Here is a 19,139-nt window from a genome sequence, read left to right as displayed (position 1 = left end):
TATAGAAAATTATACTATTTTATCCTCGTCTTACTTTCTCATTTAAAGCCCAGTATGTTTAATAGATGACATTTATGGAAATTTAAAACTGTGCAATCTAATTAATCTTACAAAGAGGAGTGAGTTAATGAGTAGAAATCCGTTTTTATCTGTTTGGACAAAGCCTAAAGAAACAGTGAAAGAAGTCGCGGGAGTTAAACCATTATGGTTTGCTCTGCTGATTACAGGAATCGCCGGAATTAGTACAGGGTTGACTAATTTACAGGGTAAAAGCGTGGTTAATGATTTTTCCACTCTTTCTCTCGTTCTTCTTTCAATCCCACTTGGTATGATCATGGGAATCGCTGCAGCTTTTTTAACCACACTAGCCTTTACCTTTATAGGTAGAATTTTCGGGGGAAAAAGCAGCATAAAAGAAATGTTTAAAGGAATGGGAGCGATGTATATCCCTCGGATGGTCTTTTCAATCCTGTTATTGCTTATCGTATTGATTGTTGGTGAACAATTTTTTATTGCTTCAGAAACTGAAATTACTGCTGGAAGTACTTTCGGATTGGAAATTTTTTTAGCTATTCTTAATGGAATCACAGGAATTTTCACTATAATTATTATGAGCAAGGGCGTCGGCGTCCTCCATCAATTTTCCTCATGGAAAGGATTAGCTGTGGTTATAATTACCGGAATCCTTTACTTCATTCTCTCTCTTTTAATTGGAGTTAGCAGTTTCCTGTTATTTCAATAATGCAAGTACCAAATCGTTATATTTTAACATCCATGCTTTTACTTCTTTCACTATTATAGTAACTGCATAGTATGCACTATTTTTATTTGACTTAACTATCCACCTATAATTTCTTATTATGAACAATCCAATTATAAAAATGTGGTAAAATAAGAATAGTATTCACAATCTTCTCGAGATAAATTAGGATAAAAGTAATGTATAACTAAAGAAAAAAGGGGACTTGTTAACTGTGAATGAATTGGAAAAACTGACGCAAGAAAACCTGCTGCTGACTAACAAGGTCGGGGAACTTGAGTCTATCATTGAAGATCTTTCAGCACCGATTATTTCTTCTATCATACCTGACACCATTCTGGTTCCATTGCTTGGACAGCTGTCAGACTATCGTTTTAATCATATACAGACGAAGATCTTACAAGGGTGTGTGAACCGCCAAATAGAGCATGCAATCATTGATTTTACGGGATTATCGTACGAGGATTTAGATGAAAACGGGTTTGCCCTGTTAAGCAGGCAAATTGATGATTTGACTGGGGCCCTTCAGTTAATGGGCATTGAAACACTATATGTGGGATTCTCACCTGTTTTAATCCAACGCATGGTGGAACATGGGCAAATGAACCTCTCCACCATCCAGGCATTCTCCACATTCAGATCGGCATTGCAGCATTTGATGAACAAAAAAGGGCTTATTTTTGAAAAAAAAGAACTTGTTTAAAAAAATGGACTGAGAAAGGCAGATTGCCTCTCTCAGCCTGATTATTTTTCTCTTGCGGGATGAACTTTTAATTGTTTCCCTTTCACTGGAGTATTTTTCATCTTCTGAAGCACAAGAGGGCCTTTTCCATTTAGAATTTCTATATAGGTAACGGTTTCCTGGATTGTAATGATGCCAATGTCCTGCACTTCAATTCCATCAATCTTAGCGATGGTTCCTACAAAATCCACTGCTCTCAGCTTCTTTTTCTTTCCACCATTAAAATACAGCTTCATAATATCTTCACTTACGCGTTCTTTCTTATTTGTTTTAATATCAGGCAGGACATTCATTTTTTTCTTAAACTCATTTATTGTCAGAGCTGCCTGTTCTTCGGATGGCGGGAATTTTTCATCTAATTTAAACCCGATAAACGTTTCTAATTCCGTTAAGTAGTGTTCCTGTTGTGGAGTGACAAACGTGATTGCATTCCCTGTTTTGCCAGCACGGCCAGTTCTGCCAATTCTATGCACATAGCTTTCATTTTTGGACGGGAAATCATAATTGATTACTAATGATATGTTTTCGATATCTATTCCTCTTGCTGCAACATCTGTCGCCACCAAATATCGAAAATCTCCTCGTTTAAAATCATTCATTACCGCAAATCTATCCTCCTGTACCATACCTCCATGAAGCTTATCACATGTGTAGCCGGAGCGATCCAGCACTTGTACCAGCTCATCCACTCGGTCCTTTGTGCTGCAGAAAATAATGCATGTATCTGGATTTTCCACTACGGTAACTGTTTTTAACAGGCTGAGTTTACCGGATGAATCTGTTCGATAAAAGGAATGGTAAATATGAGAATCTATTGAATGAGATGATTCGATCTCTATTTTTACAGGATCATTCATATATAAATCGCCTAGTTGAGCAACCTTTTCAGGCAGTGTCGCTGAGAAAAGCATCGTAGTCCGGTCTGAAGGAAGCTCTTTAATAATCGCCTCCACTTGATCAATAAACCCCATACTCAGCATTTCGTCGGCCTCATCAATAATTAAATAATCAATCTTATCAATAGCCAGCGTTCCTTTTTGTATATGGTCAAGCACACGACCTGGAGTACCCGCAACCATGTGGTTTTTTTGCTTCAATTCTGTTTTTTGATGAACAAATGGCTGTTTCCCGTAAATAGCAATTGCTTTGATTCTTTTAAAACGTCCTATGGCTGTAATGTCCTCTTTGATTTGATCAGCAAGCTCACGTGTTGGTGTTAATATAAGCACCTGCGGCTTATTTTCTTCCCATGAAACCAGCTCGCATAGAGGAATGCCAAAAGCCGCTGTTTTACCGCTGCCTGTCTTTGACTTAACAATCCCATCATTCTTTTCAAGTACCACCGGGATCACATTTTGCTGAACGGGAGTAGGCTGCTTATAATTCAAAAGGTCCAGTGCACTCAGAATATCCTCACTTAATGCGAAATCATTAAAATTCTTATCTGTCATAATGAACTCCTTTTATTAAACATCTGTTTTCCAGTATTATATCAGTTATTCAGCTGAACCATCCTGTCTATTGTCTCTTGTTCTTTTTGGTTGCAATTTATCGAATAATGCGTTAAATTATTCGCAACACGTGTAGTAGAATGAGTCGTCTTCTACTTGCACGTGTTCTTTTTTTAATCTTTTTGCGAATTACCTTAAAATATACTTATCTATTAAACAGTAAAGAGGCTGAGACAAATTCTGTCTCAGCCTCTTTTACCAGCTCGCTGCGTTTCAGACGGACGCTTTCCGCAGGGACGGCGCTGAGCCTTCTTGGGCTTAGCTTGCCGTCATATCCTGCTGGAGTCGCCGTCTTCCGCTACGCTCCCCTCATACTGTTTAAATACAACTCATTTTTAACTTTTATGAGTTTTGTCTCAACCTCTTTTAACCGGTTCATTATTTCAAGTGTATCTCACAATCTCTTTAACGCTTGTAAGACAAAACATAAAGTCAGTCCATTTATCCGATTTCGCGATCCCAATGGCGGTGGGCTGCAACAGCCTCAACAAATTCATTGGCAAAATCGCTCATATCTTCGCTGTAGACCACTCCGGCACTGTTTAGAATACCGTTAGCCTCCAGCCACTTCTTACCCTCGTGAGTAGCCCCTATTGGCTTGAAATGCATAAAGGCTTCATTTAAGAAGTAAGAGGTATCTTTAACGAATTTTTTGCTTAAGTCCTGACCTCCAACCGCATATAGAGCATCAAACAGGACTGAATCTGCGGTAAGGAAGGTATGATCTATTTCAAGCTCTGTGCCGTCTATGCCTTTGCGCTTTCCTAGCTTGTCGGAAATCAGTTCTGTTTGAATCCCTTTGGCAGTTAACACTTCGAGTACCTCTTTCACCTGAGCTCCATTGTAGCCATCTGATAAGACAACTCCCACTTTACGGGTCGCTGGCTTTTTCACAGTGTTTTCCTGGCTGAGCGCAGGAGAAGGTTTAGCACTCTCTGAACGGCCGCCTGTTGGAGCGGATGCACCGATTGCGTCAGCTACTTCCTGAGCAAGCTCCAAACTCACATTCGCAAACATATCAATGACCTGCTGCTGAACTGATTTTCGTTCAACCTTGCCCAGTTCAAACGAAAAGGCTTCCTTGATATGCTCCTGCTCCGGCTTGCTCATGCTATGCCAGAAAAGAGCAGCCTGTGAAAAGTGATCTTTAAAGCTGTCACTTCTTTTACGGACTTTTCTGCCTTCCATCTTCTCCTGGTAATGGACATAGCCGCCTTCAGATTCGGAGGCAGGCATTGGAGTATTTTGTGCAATAGAGTTTTTATGGTAGCTGACTGGTCCTCTATTGATCGTTTGACGGCCGTACCCATCACGCTGGTTGTTCTGAAACGGGCAAACCGGTCGATTAATCGGAAGCTCGTGGAAGTTCGGACCGCCAAGACGAATCAGCTGAGTGTCCGTGTAGGAAAATAAACGCCCCTGAAGAAGAGGGTCATTAGAGAAATCGATGCCAGGTACCACATGCCCCGGGTGGAAAGCCACCTGCTCGGTTTCAGCAAAGACGTTGTCAACATTGCGATTCAATGTCATTTTTCCGACAATCTTCACCGGAATGTCTTCCTCCGGCCAAATTTTTGTCGGATCCAGAATATCAAAATCAAATTTAAATTCGTCTTCTTCAGCTAAAAGCTGCACGCCTAATTCATACTCCGGAAAATCTCCATTTTCAATGGAATCAAATAAATCGCGGCGATGGAAGTCCGGGTCTTTCCCGTTTATTTTTTGGGCTTCGTCCCACACGAGGGAATGGGTGCCGAGAACTGGTTTCCAATGGAACTTAACAAAATGTGCTTTTCCTTGTTCATTGACGAAACGGAATGTATTTACTCCAAACCCTTCCATCATTCTGAAGCTTCTTGGAATAGCACGGTCAGACATTGCCCACATGACCATATGTGCGGCCTCCTGGTTATTCGCTACAAAATCCCAGAATGTATCATGTGCAGAGGCTGCCTGAGGAATCTCATTATGCGGTTCAGGCTTCAATGCGTGCACAAGATCAGGAAATTTGATTGCGTCCTGAATGAAAAATACCGGTATATTGTTACCTACAAGATCATAGTTTCCTTCTTCTGTATAAAACTTTGTCGCAAAACCCCTTGCATCACGAACCGTTTCTGCTGATCCTTTCGAACCTGCCACAGTAGAAAAACGTACAAAAACAGGTGTTTTTTTACCTGGCTCCTGAAGGAACCCTGCCTTTGTGAATTCTTTCATCGATTCATATACTTCGAACTCTCCGTGGGCTGCATACCCTCTTGCATGAACAATTCTCTCCGGGATGCGTTCATGATCAAAATGGGTCATTTTTTCACGAAAATGAAAATCCTCCATCAAAGTGGGGCCGCGTTCACCTGCTTTTAAGGAAAACTCATCCTCCGATACCTTAACACCCTGGTTGGTTGTCATTGTTTTACCCGTGTCATCTGAGCGAAACTGTTCAAGCTGTTCATTCTTGCTGTTTTCGTTTACTTCATTATTTTTGCTCAAGTAATTTCCCTCCTATAAATCTATGTACTAGTATTTTTCTTTCCCTTCATTTAGCGAAAACAAACGGATTATCCTGTTTTTTGTCTGGTTTATAAAATCTTCAAGGTGGAAAGCAAGGAGTAAAAGCCATGAAAAGAAAGGATGTACGTGATGAAAACAATAGATACGTACTTTCAAACCAACTACGAAGCTTCACGAAACGTTTTCAGGAGTCACCTGGAAAAAGTAAAAAAGTACTGGCCGAACGCAAGACTGGCTACTCAAAAAATCGGTCAGGGCAAAGACAACACGATTGATATGATTCATGCAGAAGCTTTGGAAACGAATGAAAAAGTTTTGTTTTTCACGACAGGAGAACATGGGATTGAGGGCTATGCTGGCGCTGCTGTAACGGATTTATTCATGCAGGAATACTTGTCTCAGGTAGACCCGAAAACCACCGGCATCTGTTTTATCCATGCACTCAACCCATGGGGAATGCGAAATTTTCGGAGAGTAACGGAAAACAACATAGATTTAAACCGGAACTATCTTGTGGATCGGGATGAAGTTCCTGACAACATAAATAAGCATTACGAGAATGAAGAAGAATTATTTTTGCCATCTGGAAAAATCCAGGATCTTCGCAAGGAACGGAGAAAGCTTCATGGTCAGCTGCTAAAAGCCCTGGCGACAGAGGGGTACAGCGGCATTACACAGGCTAAAGGAATGGGGCAGTTCCAATTTCCAACAGGCGTTTATTATGGCGGGGAAAAAGAGGAAGAGTCAGCGATTTTCTTAAAAGATGTCCAAAAAAAGCTCCTTACTCACTATACACGCGTGATCCATATGGATTGGCACACTGCATTAGGAAAAACCAATGAAGTAACGATGGTAATGAGTGAAAATGACAGCAGACAAGTGGAGGGACTAAAAGAACAGTATGGACTAGAAAATATTCAAAAGTTTAGTCCCAAATATGTTAAAGGCGACTCGACCAACCACTTTCATGCTGTTCGAAATCGTGATTTCAGTGATAAATACTTGTTTTCATGCCTGTTTGAATTTGGAACCTTTGGCACCAGTAAAAAAGCGGAGCTCCGTGAATTTATGACCATCATTCTTGAGAATCATCTTTATTGGGATGGGGCGGAAAACGAAAATGACATGGAAGAGATCTTGAATGAATTTCGGGCCATGTTTTACCCTTTAGAGCGCAAGTGGAGGCAATCCGTTATTGCTGAAGCACGGCTTGCGATTGAAGCAGTTCTGACCACTGAGCAAATTCTGCAGGTGCCCGCTAAAGTTTAACGCGACAAATCATTTAGCCAGCTCTTTTTCATACCGAAACAGCTGGCTGGGAAAAGACTTAAAATAGGTGGAATAAATTAGCAAGGTCTACATTAGCAGTATAATTAAACGCAGCGTAAGCATCCGCCAGAAGCGCGGTAAACCCAACAAAGCGCCTGAGACATATAGGTCTCAGGCGCTTTTAATGCTCGCTTCAAAGCGTTTATCTTATCTATGGGAGTACCGTTGCCCCCATCAAGTAGCGGTCGCACTCTCTTGCGGCTTCTCTGCCTTCATTGATTGCCCAGACAATTAAGCTTTGTCCGCGGCGCATGTCGCCAGCCGAGAAGACTCCTTCTTTATTAGTTGTATACTTGCCATACTCAGCTTTTACTGTTGAGTTTGGATTTGTTTCAATATTCATTTGCTGAATTAGTTCCTGCTCCGGACCGCTGAATCCAATTGCAAGTAAAACAAGATCTGCAGGCCAAACTTTCTCTGTGCCTGGTATAGCATCTCTGATCCGTTCTCCGTTTTCACCAATGCGGAGCTTTACATTTACAGTATGCACTTCTTTAATATGACCATTTTCATCTCCCACAAACTTAGTGGTTTGAACAGCATAGGCCCGAGGGTCGTCACCATACTTGCTTGCCGCTTCTTTTTGTCCGTACTCAATCCGGTGCACCACCGGGTATTGCGGCCATGGGTTGCCGAGCGCATCGCGAATAGAGCCTTTTTTATCGTAAATATCAAATTGTGTTAAGCTCTTGCAATTGTGACGGATCGAAGTCGCAAGACAATCTGTCCCGGTATCTCCCCCTCCAATAACAATCACATTTTTTCCTTCTGCTGAAAGGAAATTGCCATCTTCATGATTAGAATCAAGGAGACTTTTCGTATTAGCGTGCAGGAAATCCATTGCATAATGAATTCCTTTTAAATCACGGCCCTCTGCCTGAATATTCCGGTGAACTGTTGCCCCGCCGCACAAAATGGTGGAATCAAACTCTTTCTCAAGCTTTTCAGCCGGATAATCCTTACCTACTTCTGTATTGGTAATAAACGTGATGCCTTCAGCTTTAAGAAGATCCACCCGTCGCTCCACCATTGCATAAGGAAGCTTCATTTCCGGAATCCCATAGGTTAACAGGCCCCCAACCCGGTCATTTCTTTCAAAAACGGTGACCCAATGACCGGCTTTGTTTAGCTGAGCCGCTGCTGCCAGACCAGCAGGACCTGATCCGATAACAGCTACTTTTTTGCCTGTTCGTTTTTCAGGAGGCTCAGGTACGACCCAGCCTTCATCAAACCCTTTTTCAATAATCGAACGCTCCACTGTGCGGATGGCGACAGGCGGTTCATTAATTCCAAGCACACAAGCGCCTTCGCACGGTGCAGGACAGGCAGTACCGGTAAATTCAGGAAAGTTGTTTTTTTCATGCTCCCGCTCCAGTGCTTCTTTCCATTGGCCCTGATACACAAGATCATTCCATTCAGGAATTAAATGGTACACAGGGCAGCCTGTTGTGACGCCATTGATTTCACTGCCATGGTGACAGGTAGGGATTCCGCAGTCCATACAACGGGCTCCCTGCTGTTGAATTTCCTCTTCGGTCATCGGGGCTGTGTAATCATTCCAGTCCTTTGTTCGTTCAAGCGGATCACGCTCCCGCTGTGATTGACGTTCATATTCCATAAACCCTGTTGGCTTCCCCATCAAATCCCTCCCTTTCCTTTATTTTGCCGTTTCCAATGCTTTGTTGCTTTCTTCAAAAGCGGTCATTTCCGCATCAAATTTTGAAAGTCCGCCATCTTGCAATGCTTTAATCCGATCATTGATTTTCAAGTACGATTTAGGAATGACACGGACAAACTGCGGAGCATATTTTTCCCAGTAGGTCAGAATTCTCTTCCCGTGCGCACTATTTGTGTAGCGGACATGCTTTTCAATCATTTTATATACATCGTCCAGGTCTTGTTTATTTTCCAGCGGTTCGATATGAACAAGCTCAGGGTTGCATTTAGACCGGAAAAGATTTTCTTCGTCAAATACATAGGCAGTCCCACCTGACATACCTGCTGCAAAGTTTCTTCCAGTAGCTCCAAGGACGACTACCTTGCCTCCTGTCATGTATTCACAGCCATGGTCGCCCACGCCTTCCACAACAATATTCGCTCCGCTGTTTCTCACACAGAACCGTTCTCCTGCTATCCCCTGAATGTAAGCTTCTCCTGCGGATGCTCCATAGAAGGATACATTTCCGATAATCGTATTTTTTTCAGGTGGAAAGGTTACGACAGGATCGGGATGAACGATAATTTTGCCGCCCGACAGTCCTTTTCCGACAAAATCATTGGAATCTCCCACTAGACGCAATGTCATTCCCCGGGGAATAAAGGCGCCAAAACTTTGACCTGCTGATCCTTTCAGCGTCAGCTTGATTGTATCTTCAGGCAATCCTTTTTCTCCATAACGCCGCGTGATTTCACTGCCCAGCATGGTTCCAGTTACCCGGTTTATATTTCGGATCGCTGTTGTAAACTCCACTGGCTCCTGATTTTCAATGGCACGCCGGCAGCTTGGAATAAGCTCTTGGTAATCCAGTGTCTTTTCAAGTCCATGGTCCTGATCCCTCATATGATAGCGGCCCACTTTTGCAGGCAGGTCCGGAGAGTAAAGAAGGGCTGAGAGATCAATTCCTTTGGCCTTCCAATGCTCGACCGTATCATTCAGTTCAAGGGCATCAGTGCGTCCAATCATTTCATTGATTGTTCTAAAGCCGAGCTCAGCCATGATTTCACGGGTTTCTGTCGCAATGAAACGCATGAAGTTCGCCACGTGCTCTGCGTCTCCAGTGAATTTCTTACGAAGCTCGGGATTTTGTGTGGCTACCCCTACCGGACATGTATCAAGATGGCAAACACGCATCATGACACATCCGAGTACAACAAGAGGCGCAGTTGAAAAACCATACTCTTCAGCACCTAGTAAAGTAGCTAGAACAACATCCCGCCCTGTCATCATTTTTCCATCTGTTTCCACTACAATACGATCGCGCAAACCATTCAGCAGCAATGTCTGATGGGTTTCAGCCAGACCGATTTCCCATGGCAGACCGGTGTGCTTTAAGCTTGTTCTTGGTGCTGCTCCTGTTCCGCCGTCGTATCCGCTGATTAAAACAAGATCGGCTCTTCCTTTTGCTACACCCGCTGCGATTGTTCCTACCCCAACGGCTGATACCAGTTTCACGCTGATCCTTGCACTTGGATTTGCGTTTTTAAGATTATGAATCAGTTCGGCCAAATCCTCGATCGAATAAATATCATGATGAGGAGGCGGTGAGATCAATTCAACACCAGGAGTTGAACCGCGTACCTCTGCAATCCATGGATACACTTTTTTGCCTGGAAGATGTCCCCCTTCACCCGGCTTGGCACCCTGTGCAATTTTAATTTGAATTTCGTCTGAATTCACCAGATAATGACTTGTTACTCCAAAGCGGCCAGATGCGACCTGCTTAATGGAGCTTCGGCGGGAATCCCCATTTTCATCGGGAGTGAAGCGGTCGATATCTTCTCCGCCCTCTCCGGTGTTGCTTCTTCCGCCTACACGATTCATAGCAATTGCTAATGCTTCGTGCGCTTCTTTTGAAATCGAGCCGTACGACATCGCACCTGTTTTAAAGCGTCTGCAAATAGCCTCAACAGATTCTACTTCTTCAATTGGAATCGATTGACCCTTTTTAAATCTCATAAGTCCCTTAAGAGACTGCAAATTAACAGTTTCATCCGTCAGCATGCGGGAATATTTTTTAAATGCATCATAGTTATTAGTCCGGCAAGCGTGCTGAAGAGTGTGAATGGTACTTGGATTGTATTGATGGTCTTCTCCATTGGCACGATATTGGAATTCATCGCCTGCTTCTAAAGTTTTATTTCCTCCGCGATTCTCGCCAAATGCCGCTTCATGGCGAAGAAGAACTTCCTTCTGGATCATTTCGATTCCAATACCGCCTAGACGGGAAGAGGTTCTTGTAAAATATTTATCTATCACGTCCATGTGAATGCCGACTGCTTCAAAAATCTGAGCTCCGCGATAACTTTGAATGGTCGAAATCCCCATTTTGGAAAGGATTTTAATCACACCGTCTGTAACAGATTTCACATAATTTCCGGCAGCGTGATCGAAGGACTCAAGGCTGATTTCTCCTTTATCCATCAGTTCACGGACGGAATCAAATGCAAGGTATGGATTGATTCCTTCAGCACCGTAGCCCAGGAGCATTGCAAAATGATGCACTTCTCTTGGTTCACCTGATTCAATTAAGATGCTCACCTTTGTTCGGGTTCCTTTTCGGATCAAATGGTGATGCAGACCAGATACTGCCAGCAAAGCAGGAATCGCTGCTTCGTCGGCTGTTACCCCTCTGTCAGAAAGAATCAGGAGCGTCGTACCTTCTTCTACGGCCACATCTGCTTTTTCAAAAAGTGCATCAAGCGCCTTTTCCATGCTGCCTTCTCCATTGTGAGCAGGGAACAGCGTTGTGAAAGTGGCAGCTTTAAAACCGTCCAGTTTTTGCTGGCGCAGCTTCTCCAGCTCACGGTTTGTAAGGACCGGTGTTCGTAAACGAATATGCTTACAGCTGTCAGGACCAGGGTTTACCAGGTTTCCTTCTGCTCCGATTGTGGTATCCACCATAGTAATGATTTTTTCACGGATCGCATCAATAGGCGGATTGGTAACTTGTGCAAATAATTGTTTAAAATAGTTATACAACAGCTGTGGCTTTTTCGATAGTACAGCGAGTGGAGAGTCGTACCCCATGGAACCCACTGGATCTTTTCCATCTGTCACAAGAGGTTTTACAATCTTTGTAAGCTCTTCTCTTGTATAGCCAAAAGCAAGCTGCTGCTTCAGCAGAGCGTCTCCAATATGTGCTGACGGCTGTTCATCCGCCTCAGGAACCTCATCCAGGTTTTTCATATTCGTAAGCCACTCTTTGTACGGCTGTTCTGAAGCGATCTGGAGCTTCACTTCCTCATCTGGAATAATCGTTCCTTTTTCCAGATCAACTAAAAGAATTTTCCCGGGAGCCAGACGATCCTTGTATTCAATGTCATCTGCAAATATATCAAGTGCTCCAACCTCAGAACCCAGGACAATCATGCCGCTTTTTGTTACATAGTACCGGGCTGGACGCAATCCATTGCGGTCAAGACATGCACCAATTTGCGTACCGTTTGTAAACACAAGTGCCGCAGGTCCGTCCCAAGGCTCCATCAGTGTACTGTGATATTCATAAAAGTCCCGTTTTTCTTCTTTGATCGTATCATCATTTGCCCAAGGCTCTGGCACCATCATCATTGCAGTGTGCGCAAGGGAGCGGCCTGATAGATGAAGAAATTCAAAGCAGTTGTCAAACATGGAGGAATCACTGCCATCTGAATCAATAACCGGAAGAACCTTCTGAAGATCTTCATTGCTGAAATATTCTGACTCACACAGCTGCTCACGTGCACGCATCCAATTCACATTTCCTCTTAATGTATTAAACTCTCCATTATGAATCGTATAACGATTTGGATGCGACCTTTTCCAACTAGGGAAGGTATTTGTGCTGAACCGTGAGTGCACAAGGGCTAGCGCGGATTTAAAGTCAGGATGATTAAGGTCGATGTAAAATGAATCCAATTGTTCGGGGATGAGCATTCCTTTATAGACAATGGTTTGAGTAGACAAGCTGCTGATATATACATCTTCATAACCCTCGATACTGGCAAGTTCCTTCTCAACCCGCTTGCGGATCACATAAAGCTTTCGCTCAAAGTCCATTTGATCATTCAATTCCTCAGAGGCCTGTATAAAAACCTGTCTTATCGTTGGCTTTGTCTTAGTTGCGACTTTTCCTACAAATGAGTCGTTAATTGGTACAGGTCGCCAGCCAAGAAATTTCTGGCCTTCTTCAAAAATAATTCGTTCAAAGATTTCCTTACTTTGTTTTCGTGTATCATGATCCTTCGGAAGAAAAACCATTCCAACACCATATTCACCCTCACGAGGTAAAAAGATATCTTCTTTTTCACATTGCTTTTTAAAAAACCGATGCGGTATTTGCGTTAAAATTCCGGCACCATCTCCGGTACTCGTATCAGCAGACTGACCGCCCCGGTGTTCAAGATTGCACAAAATGTTAATCGCATTTTGTACGATACTGTGGGATTTTTCACCATTTATATTAGCAATCATTCCAATCCCACATGCTTCATGTTCTTGCTCTGGATCATATAAACCTTGTGGAACCGGATAACCATTTTTCTTCATGACAAACTCCCCTCTCTACTAAATTAATGATGAAAGATGTTCATTGTCCTGATGAAGGGATTCTTTACACACTTCATTCCATGTACACTTTCAATTTCGAATTAGTATACCATGAAACAATTGATCACATAAAATTCTGATAACGTTTTTTTATGAATTTTTATCAATAGAAATGAATGAAAACGCTATCATTTAAGACTCTTAACCTCACATAACCATGTTAAATACCTTGTGATGACAGGGATTTTGACGGTTGGATAATTTTTTTACAAAAAAATTAAAAAATTTATAAAAAATCATTTTGAAATGGGCAATTATGCAGCCTCCCGTTACCTAATATAGGAATAAGTGAATGAACACTTTTCAGCAAACAAAAAAACCAACTGCCGAAACTTGAGAATCAAGCAAGCAATCGGTTTTCTTTTTTATTCAAAGTAATGTCCGATCAGTTCTTCTACTGTCTCAAGAAACAAATCGTAATCCAGCCCAAGTGCGTATACAATATCCTGCATCAGCAAGGAATGTTCCAAGCAGTTGTCCAAGTATTCTTCTGACAGGATATCCAGATCTTCCCTTGTTTGAGACGCATTATCCGGCGTAACATTTTCAATTAATTCAATCATTTCATCTGTAATTGAATAATAGACTTGCCTGGAATCCTTGAAGGCCTGGATCTCTTCCTGAACGAGTTCACTGTCTTCCAAACTGTCCAGCATGAGGTTGATCTCCTGTTCAGCCGCTTTTAAATCTTCATCTGCCAGCTGAATGGGCTCAAGGTTTTCCAGCGTACTCGCCACTTCCATTTCGGTCATTTTGTCCTTTACTAAAAACTCCGGATTCCCAATACCATAATCGTACTGGAGCGTAACCTCGGTCACAAGACTTTGAATGACCCCCAATTGTTCCTCAGGGTAAAAATCCTCGTAATTGCCTGTTAGATCCATATTCTCTTCTTCACTTGCAGATTCACGCTCCTCGACCAGAACGTCTGGATCGGTATCGTCTACAATCTCATCATCCGCTTCCTCTTCTAAGAAAGTATCGCTCGATTTTTCTTGTTTTGTCTGTTCATACGGATCATCCAGTGCAAAGCTGCTCTCAAAGTCATCATCAATTTTCTCTTTAGCAGGTTCGGATGCTGCTTTATTGGCTCCCTTGGTCTTTTCAATTTCAGGTGCTTGATTAGCCCCTTCTTCTGCAGCAAAGTTTGTGCCACATGCGCTGATAAATGGAACAGCGGTTACAATCACAATTGATGTCAGCCATTTTTTCAATGTGCACTCCTCCAATGGGCTTGTCTGCCATATTTTGTTTTGTTCAGGATATTTATCCAATTCCTTTTAACTGAATAAACTAAACATCCAAAAGCACGTTTGGCAGGCTTATCCATTGCTCCTTAGAGTTTTTTTGTGTACGTTATACGTATTAAACAGACTGGAAATGAGGGAAAAAGATGCAATCTATTTATGATTTTAATGTTAGGACAGTAAACGGTGACATAAAGTCGATGAGCGAGTACGAGGGAAAGCCGGTGCTCATTGTGAATACTGCTAGTAAATGCGGGCTGACTCCTCAATTTGAAGGACTGCAGGAGTTGTATAAAAAGTATCAGGATAAGGGTTTGACAGTTTTAGGCTTTCCATGCGGACAATTTAATCAGCAGGAATTTCAGGATATAAATGAAACAACCGAGTTCTGTCAAATTAATTATGGTGTTACGTTCCCCATCTTCGCAAAAATTGACGTCAACGGTGAAAATGCGGACCCACTTTTCATTTTTCTAAAGGAGCAGAAAAAAGGGGTCCTTTCAAAGGCGATCAAATGGAACTTTACTAAGTTTTTAATTGACCGGGAAGGAAACGTAGTAGAACGATTTGCTCCTACGACAAAACCTGAAGAAATTGAAAAAGAGATTGAAAAGGTTCTGTAACTTTCGGGTACGGCAGTGCATGTAAATGGCAGCAGTTCTTGAGGTCGGCTCTTGCTAAAGGGCGGACCTTCTTGTTACTCCATCTCCATAAATACCTCCTGATCAACCGGCCATCGCGAAAAATCTGTGATAACCCCATCTGCTCCATATAGAATAGCTTTTTGAATTAACCGTTTATCTTTCTTGGACCATACAAGAACCTTGCAATTTCTTTTGCGAATTTGATCAACTGTTCGTTTATCAAGTGATGACACATTGAAATTAATAAATGCAGCAAATGAGGTCAATTCGTCTATATATTTTGTGGACATTGGAATAAAGGAACCGTTGATGAGTACACCAAGTTGAATATTGTCATTTAATTCATGAATCCTCTTCAGCACGTTCACATCAAAGGATTGCACAACAATACTTTGCAAATCAGGATATTGATCTAAGAGCTCTACTATTTTTTCTTCAATCCCTCTATTTATTGCAGGATTTTTCACTTCAATTAAAATACCAATTTTTCCGTAGAATTCTTTCAGCAATTCATCAAGCGTGATCAGCGTTTCCCCAGCGTAGGTCGGATGAAAGCTCGTTCCGGCATCAAGCTGTTTTAATTCTTTTAATGTGAATTGACGCACACTGCCCCGTCCATTAGTCGTCCGGTCAACATACAGGTCATGAATAAGAATTAATTCGTTGTCTTTTGACAATTGTACGTCGCACTCCAGGAAATCCGCTCCTAGTTCCAGACCCTTTTGAAAAGCTGCCATTGTATTTTCAGGAGCGAAACCGGACGCTCCGCGATGAGCCACCGTAATCATTCCTTCCAGCTCTGCTTTCTTTACAGGATGCAAGCTGGAACCGGCAAGAAATAGGATAAAAATCGCCAATATGCTTATGGCAGACAGCAGCCTTTTTTTCCGCCTTTCCTTCATTTGCAGTAAACTCCCAGCTGGAATAAAATAGTATTCTATTTTCTTCCTTTCTTCTAGTTTATCCGCAGAATCCTGTTCTGTGACCGAAGAGAGTGAATCAATGAAAAAGAGGCAGGTTCACCAGTTTAGCTGTTGAATCTTTTAAGACGTAAAGAGAGAACCTGAGATCGTCTCAAGCTCTCTGAGCGGTTCGCTGTGCTACAGGTGGACGCTTCCGCAGGGTGGGCGGCTTGAGCCTTTGCAGGACGTTCGTTGCCCTGTAAAGGCTCAGCTTGCTGTCATATTCTGCTGGAGTCCTAGCCTTCTTACAAAGACGCAAAAAAGTCGTTACTCACTTTAAGCTCAGAGTGAGTAACGACTTTACATGCCTATACGAGTTATTCTATTTTAAAGCCAATTTTGCCGAGCTGTTCTCCTCTTTCCAGACGGGTAAATGCTTTTTCAAATTGATCGAATGTATAAACCTCATCTAGAACCGGCTTGATGCTATGCTGTTCGATAAATTGCAGCATGCTCGCGAGTTCTTCAGCACTGCCCATTGTAGAGCCCAGCATATTAAATTGTCCGTAGAAAAACTCTCTAAGATTCAGTTTAACTTCGTCTCCTGCAGAAGCCCCAAAAGTGACGATGGTTCCCCCTGTACGGAGCTGATTCAGAGATTTTTGGAATGTAGCGGCGCCTACACACTCAATCACGAGATCCATTTTTACTTTGAGCTCTTCTTCCCAGTTTTCAAGATTGCTGTCTATCGCTTGTACTGCACCTAGGTCTAGCGCCGCAGCACGCTTTTCTTCTGAGCGTGACGTTACATAAACATCAGCCCCGGCTGCTTTTGCAAATTGAAGCAGGAACGTAGCAACACCGCTCCCGATGCCTGGGATCAGGACCTTCATTCGGCTCTTTACTTTTCCTCTTGTGAATAAAGCACGATACGCTGTCAAACCGGCGAGTGACAGCACGCCTGCTTCCTCCCAGGATAGAAAGGACGGTTTGGCCTCAACATTGTCAGCTGGCAAAACGATCGATTCTGCAAACGTTCCGTGAAAAGGAAGTCCCACAATCTCAAAGCCTTCTGGAGGTGCATCGCTGTTTTCCTTCCAGCCCAGTCCAGGGTTTATGATTACTTCGTCCCCCACTTGAACTCGGCTTACCCTGCTTCCCGCTTCACACACTACTCCGGCGCCGTCAGAGCCGATAACTAACGGAGGATCTGTTGGTTTATGACGTTTTAAAACAAATAAATCGCGATGATTCATCCCCGCTGCTTTCAGTTGAACTCGCACCTCATTCTCCCCGATTGAAGGTGCTTCAATTTCTCCGTATGTAAGTCCTGCAAGACCTTCTTTTTGAGCATGAATTAACCCTTTCATTTCGTCTCACTCCTCTTCTACTGGTCCTTTAATGAAATCAGAGTTTTCATTAAATCTCAAGTGTGAGACCGCGCCCTTTCCTCGTTATAAAGAGTTTCTTTCGTCCTTCCAGTCCCCAAACGACAGCCATGCTGAAACAAAAAAAAGAAAAATCAATGTAAGCACCCATAGAGATGCACGACCAATGCTCATCAAATGATCAGCATTCCATAAGAAAAAAATAGTACAAACAAGAAGAAGACAGCCTACAATGAACACTGGCATCACAAAATAAAGCTGATTATTCCATTTTAAGGGTATTCTTATCATTTCTATTCACCTCCGTTACTCATGATCGGGTATTGGCAGGCATTCTTTGCCGTTTCTTTGAACAGATTTCCCATCTGCTGTTGAATGAATCGCTTCACTGGGTCCAACCGTCATAATCAGCAGCATGCCCGTTCCATGACAGACCCTGACTTCATCAAACCGGGGGGTAATAGGTGGAACAGTTTCGGCGTATACCGTTTTTGCAAGCATTTTTAAATCCAAATTCCTTGGCACACCGAGAATGGTTTTTTCATAGCCTTTCACTTTATCTGCCACACCAAATACTACACAGCCCCCTCCTCCGTTGGTTAAGCAAACCGCATAATGAATCATTTTGTTGAGATTATCTTCAAGCGCTCTCGTACTCCACTGTTTAAAATCAAGATCCTGTCCTTCAAAATCATCTGCAATATGCGTATCTAACTGCCTGATCAACTGCATGATTTCCGGGATCGTTTTCATCCTTCGCCCTCCTGAAAGAGATGAGATTTGCTCCCCTTTTTTGTTGTACTTTTATTTTAGTGCCACAGGAAGGAAATAAAGACGTGTTTTTGAAAAAGAACTAAATTTTCTTTCATTTTAGGAATCGTTCCTTTTGAAGCTGACAGGATTTTTGAATCCGTCTGTTGAATCAATGAAGAGTAAATGCATTTACACTATTAATTTGAGGAGGAAGCAGCTTGAATAACCATGAGATTGATTACAAGCTTTATGGAGATGATATGCAGTTTGTTGAAGTGGAGCTTGATCCCCAGGAAACGGTCATTGCAGAAGCAGGAAGTTTAATGATGATGGATGATGGGATCAAAATGGAAACGATTTTTGGTGACGGTTCTTCTTCGCAGGGTGGATTGATCGGAAAGCTGATCGGCGCAGGCAAACGAGTCATAACAGGTGAGAGCTTATTCATGACGACATTTACAAATGAGGGTTCAGGAAAAAAACATGTCAGTTTTGCTTCTCCCTACCCAGGAAAAATTGTGCCCATGGATTTAAGTGAGTTAAACGGCAAGCTGATTTGTCAGAAAGATGCTTTTCTAGCGTCCGCCAAAGGCGTTTCACTCGGAATCGAATTCCAGCGTAAACTGGGCACCGGCTTTTTTGGCGGCGAAGGCTTTATCATGCAAAAGCTTGAAGGAGACGGAATGGCCTTTATCCATGCAGGGGGAACGATCCATAAAAAAGAATTATCCCATGGGGAAATCATTCGCGTGGATACAGGGTGTCTGGTTGCCATGACAGGAGAGGTTGACTACAATATCGAGTTTGTCGGAGGTGTTAAAACAGCGATGTTTGGCGGCGAAGGCGTATTTTTAGCTACCCTAAAAGGACCTGGCACTGTTTGGATCCAGTCTCTTCCTTTCAGCAGGCTGGCCAGCCGCGTGTTTGCCGCCATGCCGCATAATGGAGGATCTAAAGGCGAAGGCAGTGTTACAGGGGGCTTATTCGATATTCTTGGGGGCGACCGCCGTTAAAAAAACCCGAATGGGGAAGGTTGTTTCATTTCCCC

14 protein-coding genes are annotated in these 19,139 nt (G+C 42.8%); 5 read left to right on the top strand and 9 right to left on the bottom strand.

The features are described from left to right. Positions 1-127: 127 nt before the first annotated feature. The gene (locus ACQCT8_RS07850) at positions 128-742 is read left to right on the top strand and encodes a YIP1 family protein (protein WP_426869997.1); all 615 of its coding nucleotides are present in this window, start codon (positions 128-130) and stop codon (positions 740-742) included. A 232-nt stretch (positions 743-974) separates the two neighbouring features. Continuing rightward, positions 975-1,463, top strand: coding sequence for an STAS domain-containing protein (locus tag ACQCT8_RS07845; protein ID WP_426869995.1), 489 nt, complete (start codon positions 975-977; stop codon positions 1,461-1,463). A 41-nt stretch (positions 1,464-1,504) separates the two neighbouring features. On the opposite strand, the gene ACQCT8_RS07840 is transcribed toward ACQCT8_RS07845, so the two are convergent. Beyond that, positions 1,505-2,953: a DEAD/DEAH box helicase gene (locus tag ACQCT8_RS07840; protein WP_426869993.1), complete on the bottom strand. Its 1,449-nt coding sequence runs from the start codon at positions 2,951-2,953 to the stop codon at positions 1,505-1,507. 501 nt (positions 2,954-3,454) lie between these two features. After that, positions 3,455-5,503, bottom strand: coding sequence for a catalase (locus tag ACQCT8_RS07835; RefSeq protein ID WP_426869991.1), 2,049 nt, complete (start codon positions 5,501-5,503; stop codon positions 3,455-3,457). Positions 5,504-5,653: 150 nt separating this feature from the next. On the opposite strand from ACQCT8_RS07835, the gene ACQCT8_RS07830 reads away from it, so the two are divergent. Further along, a complete protein-coding gene (locus ACQCT8_RS07830; RefSeq protein WP_426869988.1) occupies positions 5,654-6,793 on the top strand; it encodes a M14 family metallopeptidase in 1,140 nt (379 codons plus the stop codon). Positions 6,794-7,004: 211 nt separating this feature from the next. Here the strand turns inward: ACQCT8_RS07830 and ACQCT8_RS07825 are convergent, their stop codons facing one another. The 3 genes from ACQCT8_RS07825 to ACQCT8_RS07815 all read right to left on the bottom strand — a co-directional run bounded on the left by ACQCT8_RS07825 (position 7,005) and on the right by ACQCT8_RS07815 (position 14,371). Continuing rightward, complete coding sequence (locus ACQCT8_RS07825) at positions 7,005-8,492, bottom strand: glutamate synthase subunit beta (protein WP_426869986.1); 1,488 nt, start codon at positions 8,490-8,492, stop codon at positions 7,005-7,007. Between the two features lie 18 nt (positions 8,493-8,510). Next, entirely contained in the window at positions 8,511-13,097 is a 4,587-nt protein-coding gene (gltB, locus tag ACQCT8_RS07820) for a glutamate synthase large subunit (RefSeq protein ID WP_426869984.1), read from the bottom strand. Between the two features lie 425 nt (positions 13,098-13,522). After that, positions 13,523-14,371 (bottom strand): hypothetical protein, encoded by an 849-nt coding sequence (locus ACQCT8_RS07815; protein ID WP_426869982.1) that lies wholly within the window; start codon positions 14,369-14,371, stop codon positions 13,523-13,525. 179 nt (positions 14,372-14,550) lie between these two features. Between ACQCT8_RS07815 and ACQCT8_RS07810 the strand changes: the two genes are divergently transcribed. Beyond that, entirely contained in the window at positions 14,551-15,027 is a 477-nt protein-coding gene (locus ACQCT8_RS07810; RefSeq protein WP_426869980.1) for a glutathione peroxidase, read from the top strand. A 74-nt stretch (positions 15,028-15,101) separates the two neighbouring features. Here ACQCT8_RS07810 and ACQCT8_RS07805 read toward each other — a convergent pair whose 3' ends face one another. From ACQCT8_RS07805 to ACQCT8_RS07790, 4 genes are all read right to left on the bottom strand, one after another. After that, positions 15,102-15,950 carry a glycerophosphodiester phosphodiesterase gene (locus ACQCT8_RS07805; RefSeq protein ID WP_426869978.1) on the bottom strand — a complete coding sequence of 283 codons (849 nt, stop codon included), beginning with the start codon at positions 15,948-15,950 and terminating at the stop codon, positions 15,102-15,104. 377 nt (positions 15,951-16,327) lie between these two features. After that, a complete protein-coding gene (locus ACQCT8_RS07800; protein ID WP_426869977.1) occupies positions 16,328-17,320 on the bottom strand; it encodes a zinc-binding dehydrogenase in 993 nt (330 codons plus the stop codon). Between the two features lie 84 nt (positions 17,321-17,404). Beyond that, positions 17,405-17,629 carry a hypothetical protein gene (locus ACQCT8_RS07795; protein WP_426869975.1) on the bottom strand — a complete coding sequence of 75 codons (225 nt, stop codon included), beginning with the start codon at positions 17,627-17,629 and terminating at the stop codon, positions 17,405-17,407. A gap of 15 nt (positions 17,630-17,644) precedes the next feature. After that, the gene (locus tag ACQCT8_RS07790) at positions 17,645-18,091 is read right to left on the bottom strand and encodes an RNA-binding domain-containing protein (RefSeq protein ID WP_426869974.1); all 447 of its coding nucleotides are present in this window, start codon (positions 18,089-18,091) and stop codon (positions 17,645-17,647) included. A 218-nt stretch (positions 18,092-18,309) separates the two neighbouring features. Between ACQCT8_RS07790 and ACQCT8_RS07785 the strand changes: the two genes are divergently transcribed. Next, positions 18,310-19,104 carry a TIGR00266 family protein gene (locus ACQCT8_RS07785; protein ID WP_426869972.1) on the top strand — a complete coding sequence of 265 codons (795 nt, stop codon included), beginning with the start codon at positions 18,310-18,312 and terminating at the stop codon, positions 19,102-19,104. Positions 19,105-19,139 lie beyond the last annotated feature (35 nt).

The sequence above is a fragment of the Jeotgalibacillus proteolyticus genome (genome assembly GCF_050107735.1).
Lineage (GTDB): Bacteria > Bacillota > Bacilli > Bacillales > Jeotgalibacillaceae > Jeotgalibacillus > Jeotgalibacillus proteolyticus_A.
Note: the sequence above shows the minus strand (reverse complement) of the source record. Positions and strands in the feature narration are given on the sequence as shown.

Excerpts from the sequence above, each read along its gene's own strand:
- ACQCT8_RS07850 (WP_426869997.1), top strand. The coding sequence starts at position 128 with ATGAGTAGAAATCCGTTTTTATCTGTTTGGACAAAGCCTAAAGAAACA.
- ACQCT8_RS07840 (WP_426869993.1), bottom strand. The coding sequence starts at position 2,953 with ATGACAGATAAGAATTTTAATGATTTCGCATTAAGTGAGGATATTCTG.
- ACQCT8_RS07830 (WP_426869988.1), top strand. The coding sequence starts at position 5,654 with ATGAAAACAATAGATACGTACTTTCAAACCAACTACGAAGCTTCACGA.
- ACQCT8_RS07825 (WP_426869986.1), bottom strand. The coding sequence starts at position 8,492 with ATGGGGAAGCCAACAGGGTTTATGGAATATGAACGTCAATCACAGCGG.
- gltB (WP_426869984.1), bottom strand. The coding sequence starts at position 13,097 with ATGAAGAAAAATGGTTATCCGGTTCCACAAGGTTTATATGATCCAGAG.
- ACQCT8_RS07810 (WP_426869980.1), top strand. The coding sequence starts at position 14,551 with ATGCAATCTATTTATGATTTTAATGTTAGGACAGTAAACGGTGACATA.
- ACQCT8_RS07805 (WP_426869978.1), bottom strand. The coding sequence starts at position 15,950 with ATGAAGGAAAGGCGGAAAAAAAGGCTGCTGTCTGCCATAAGCATATTG.
- ACQCT8_RS07800 (WP_426869977.1), bottom strand. The coding sequence starts at position 17,320 with ATGAAAGGGTTAATTCATGCTCAAAAAGAAGGTCTTGCAGGACTTACA.
- ACQCT8_RS07795 (WP_426869975.1), bottom strand. The coding sequence starts at position 17,629 with ATGATAAGAATACCCTTAAAATGGAATAATCAGCTTTATTTTGTGATG.
- ACQCT8_RS07790 (WP_426869974.1), bottom strand. The coding sequence starts at position 18,091 with ATGAAAACGATCCCGGAAATCATGCAGTTGATCAGGCAGTTAGATACG.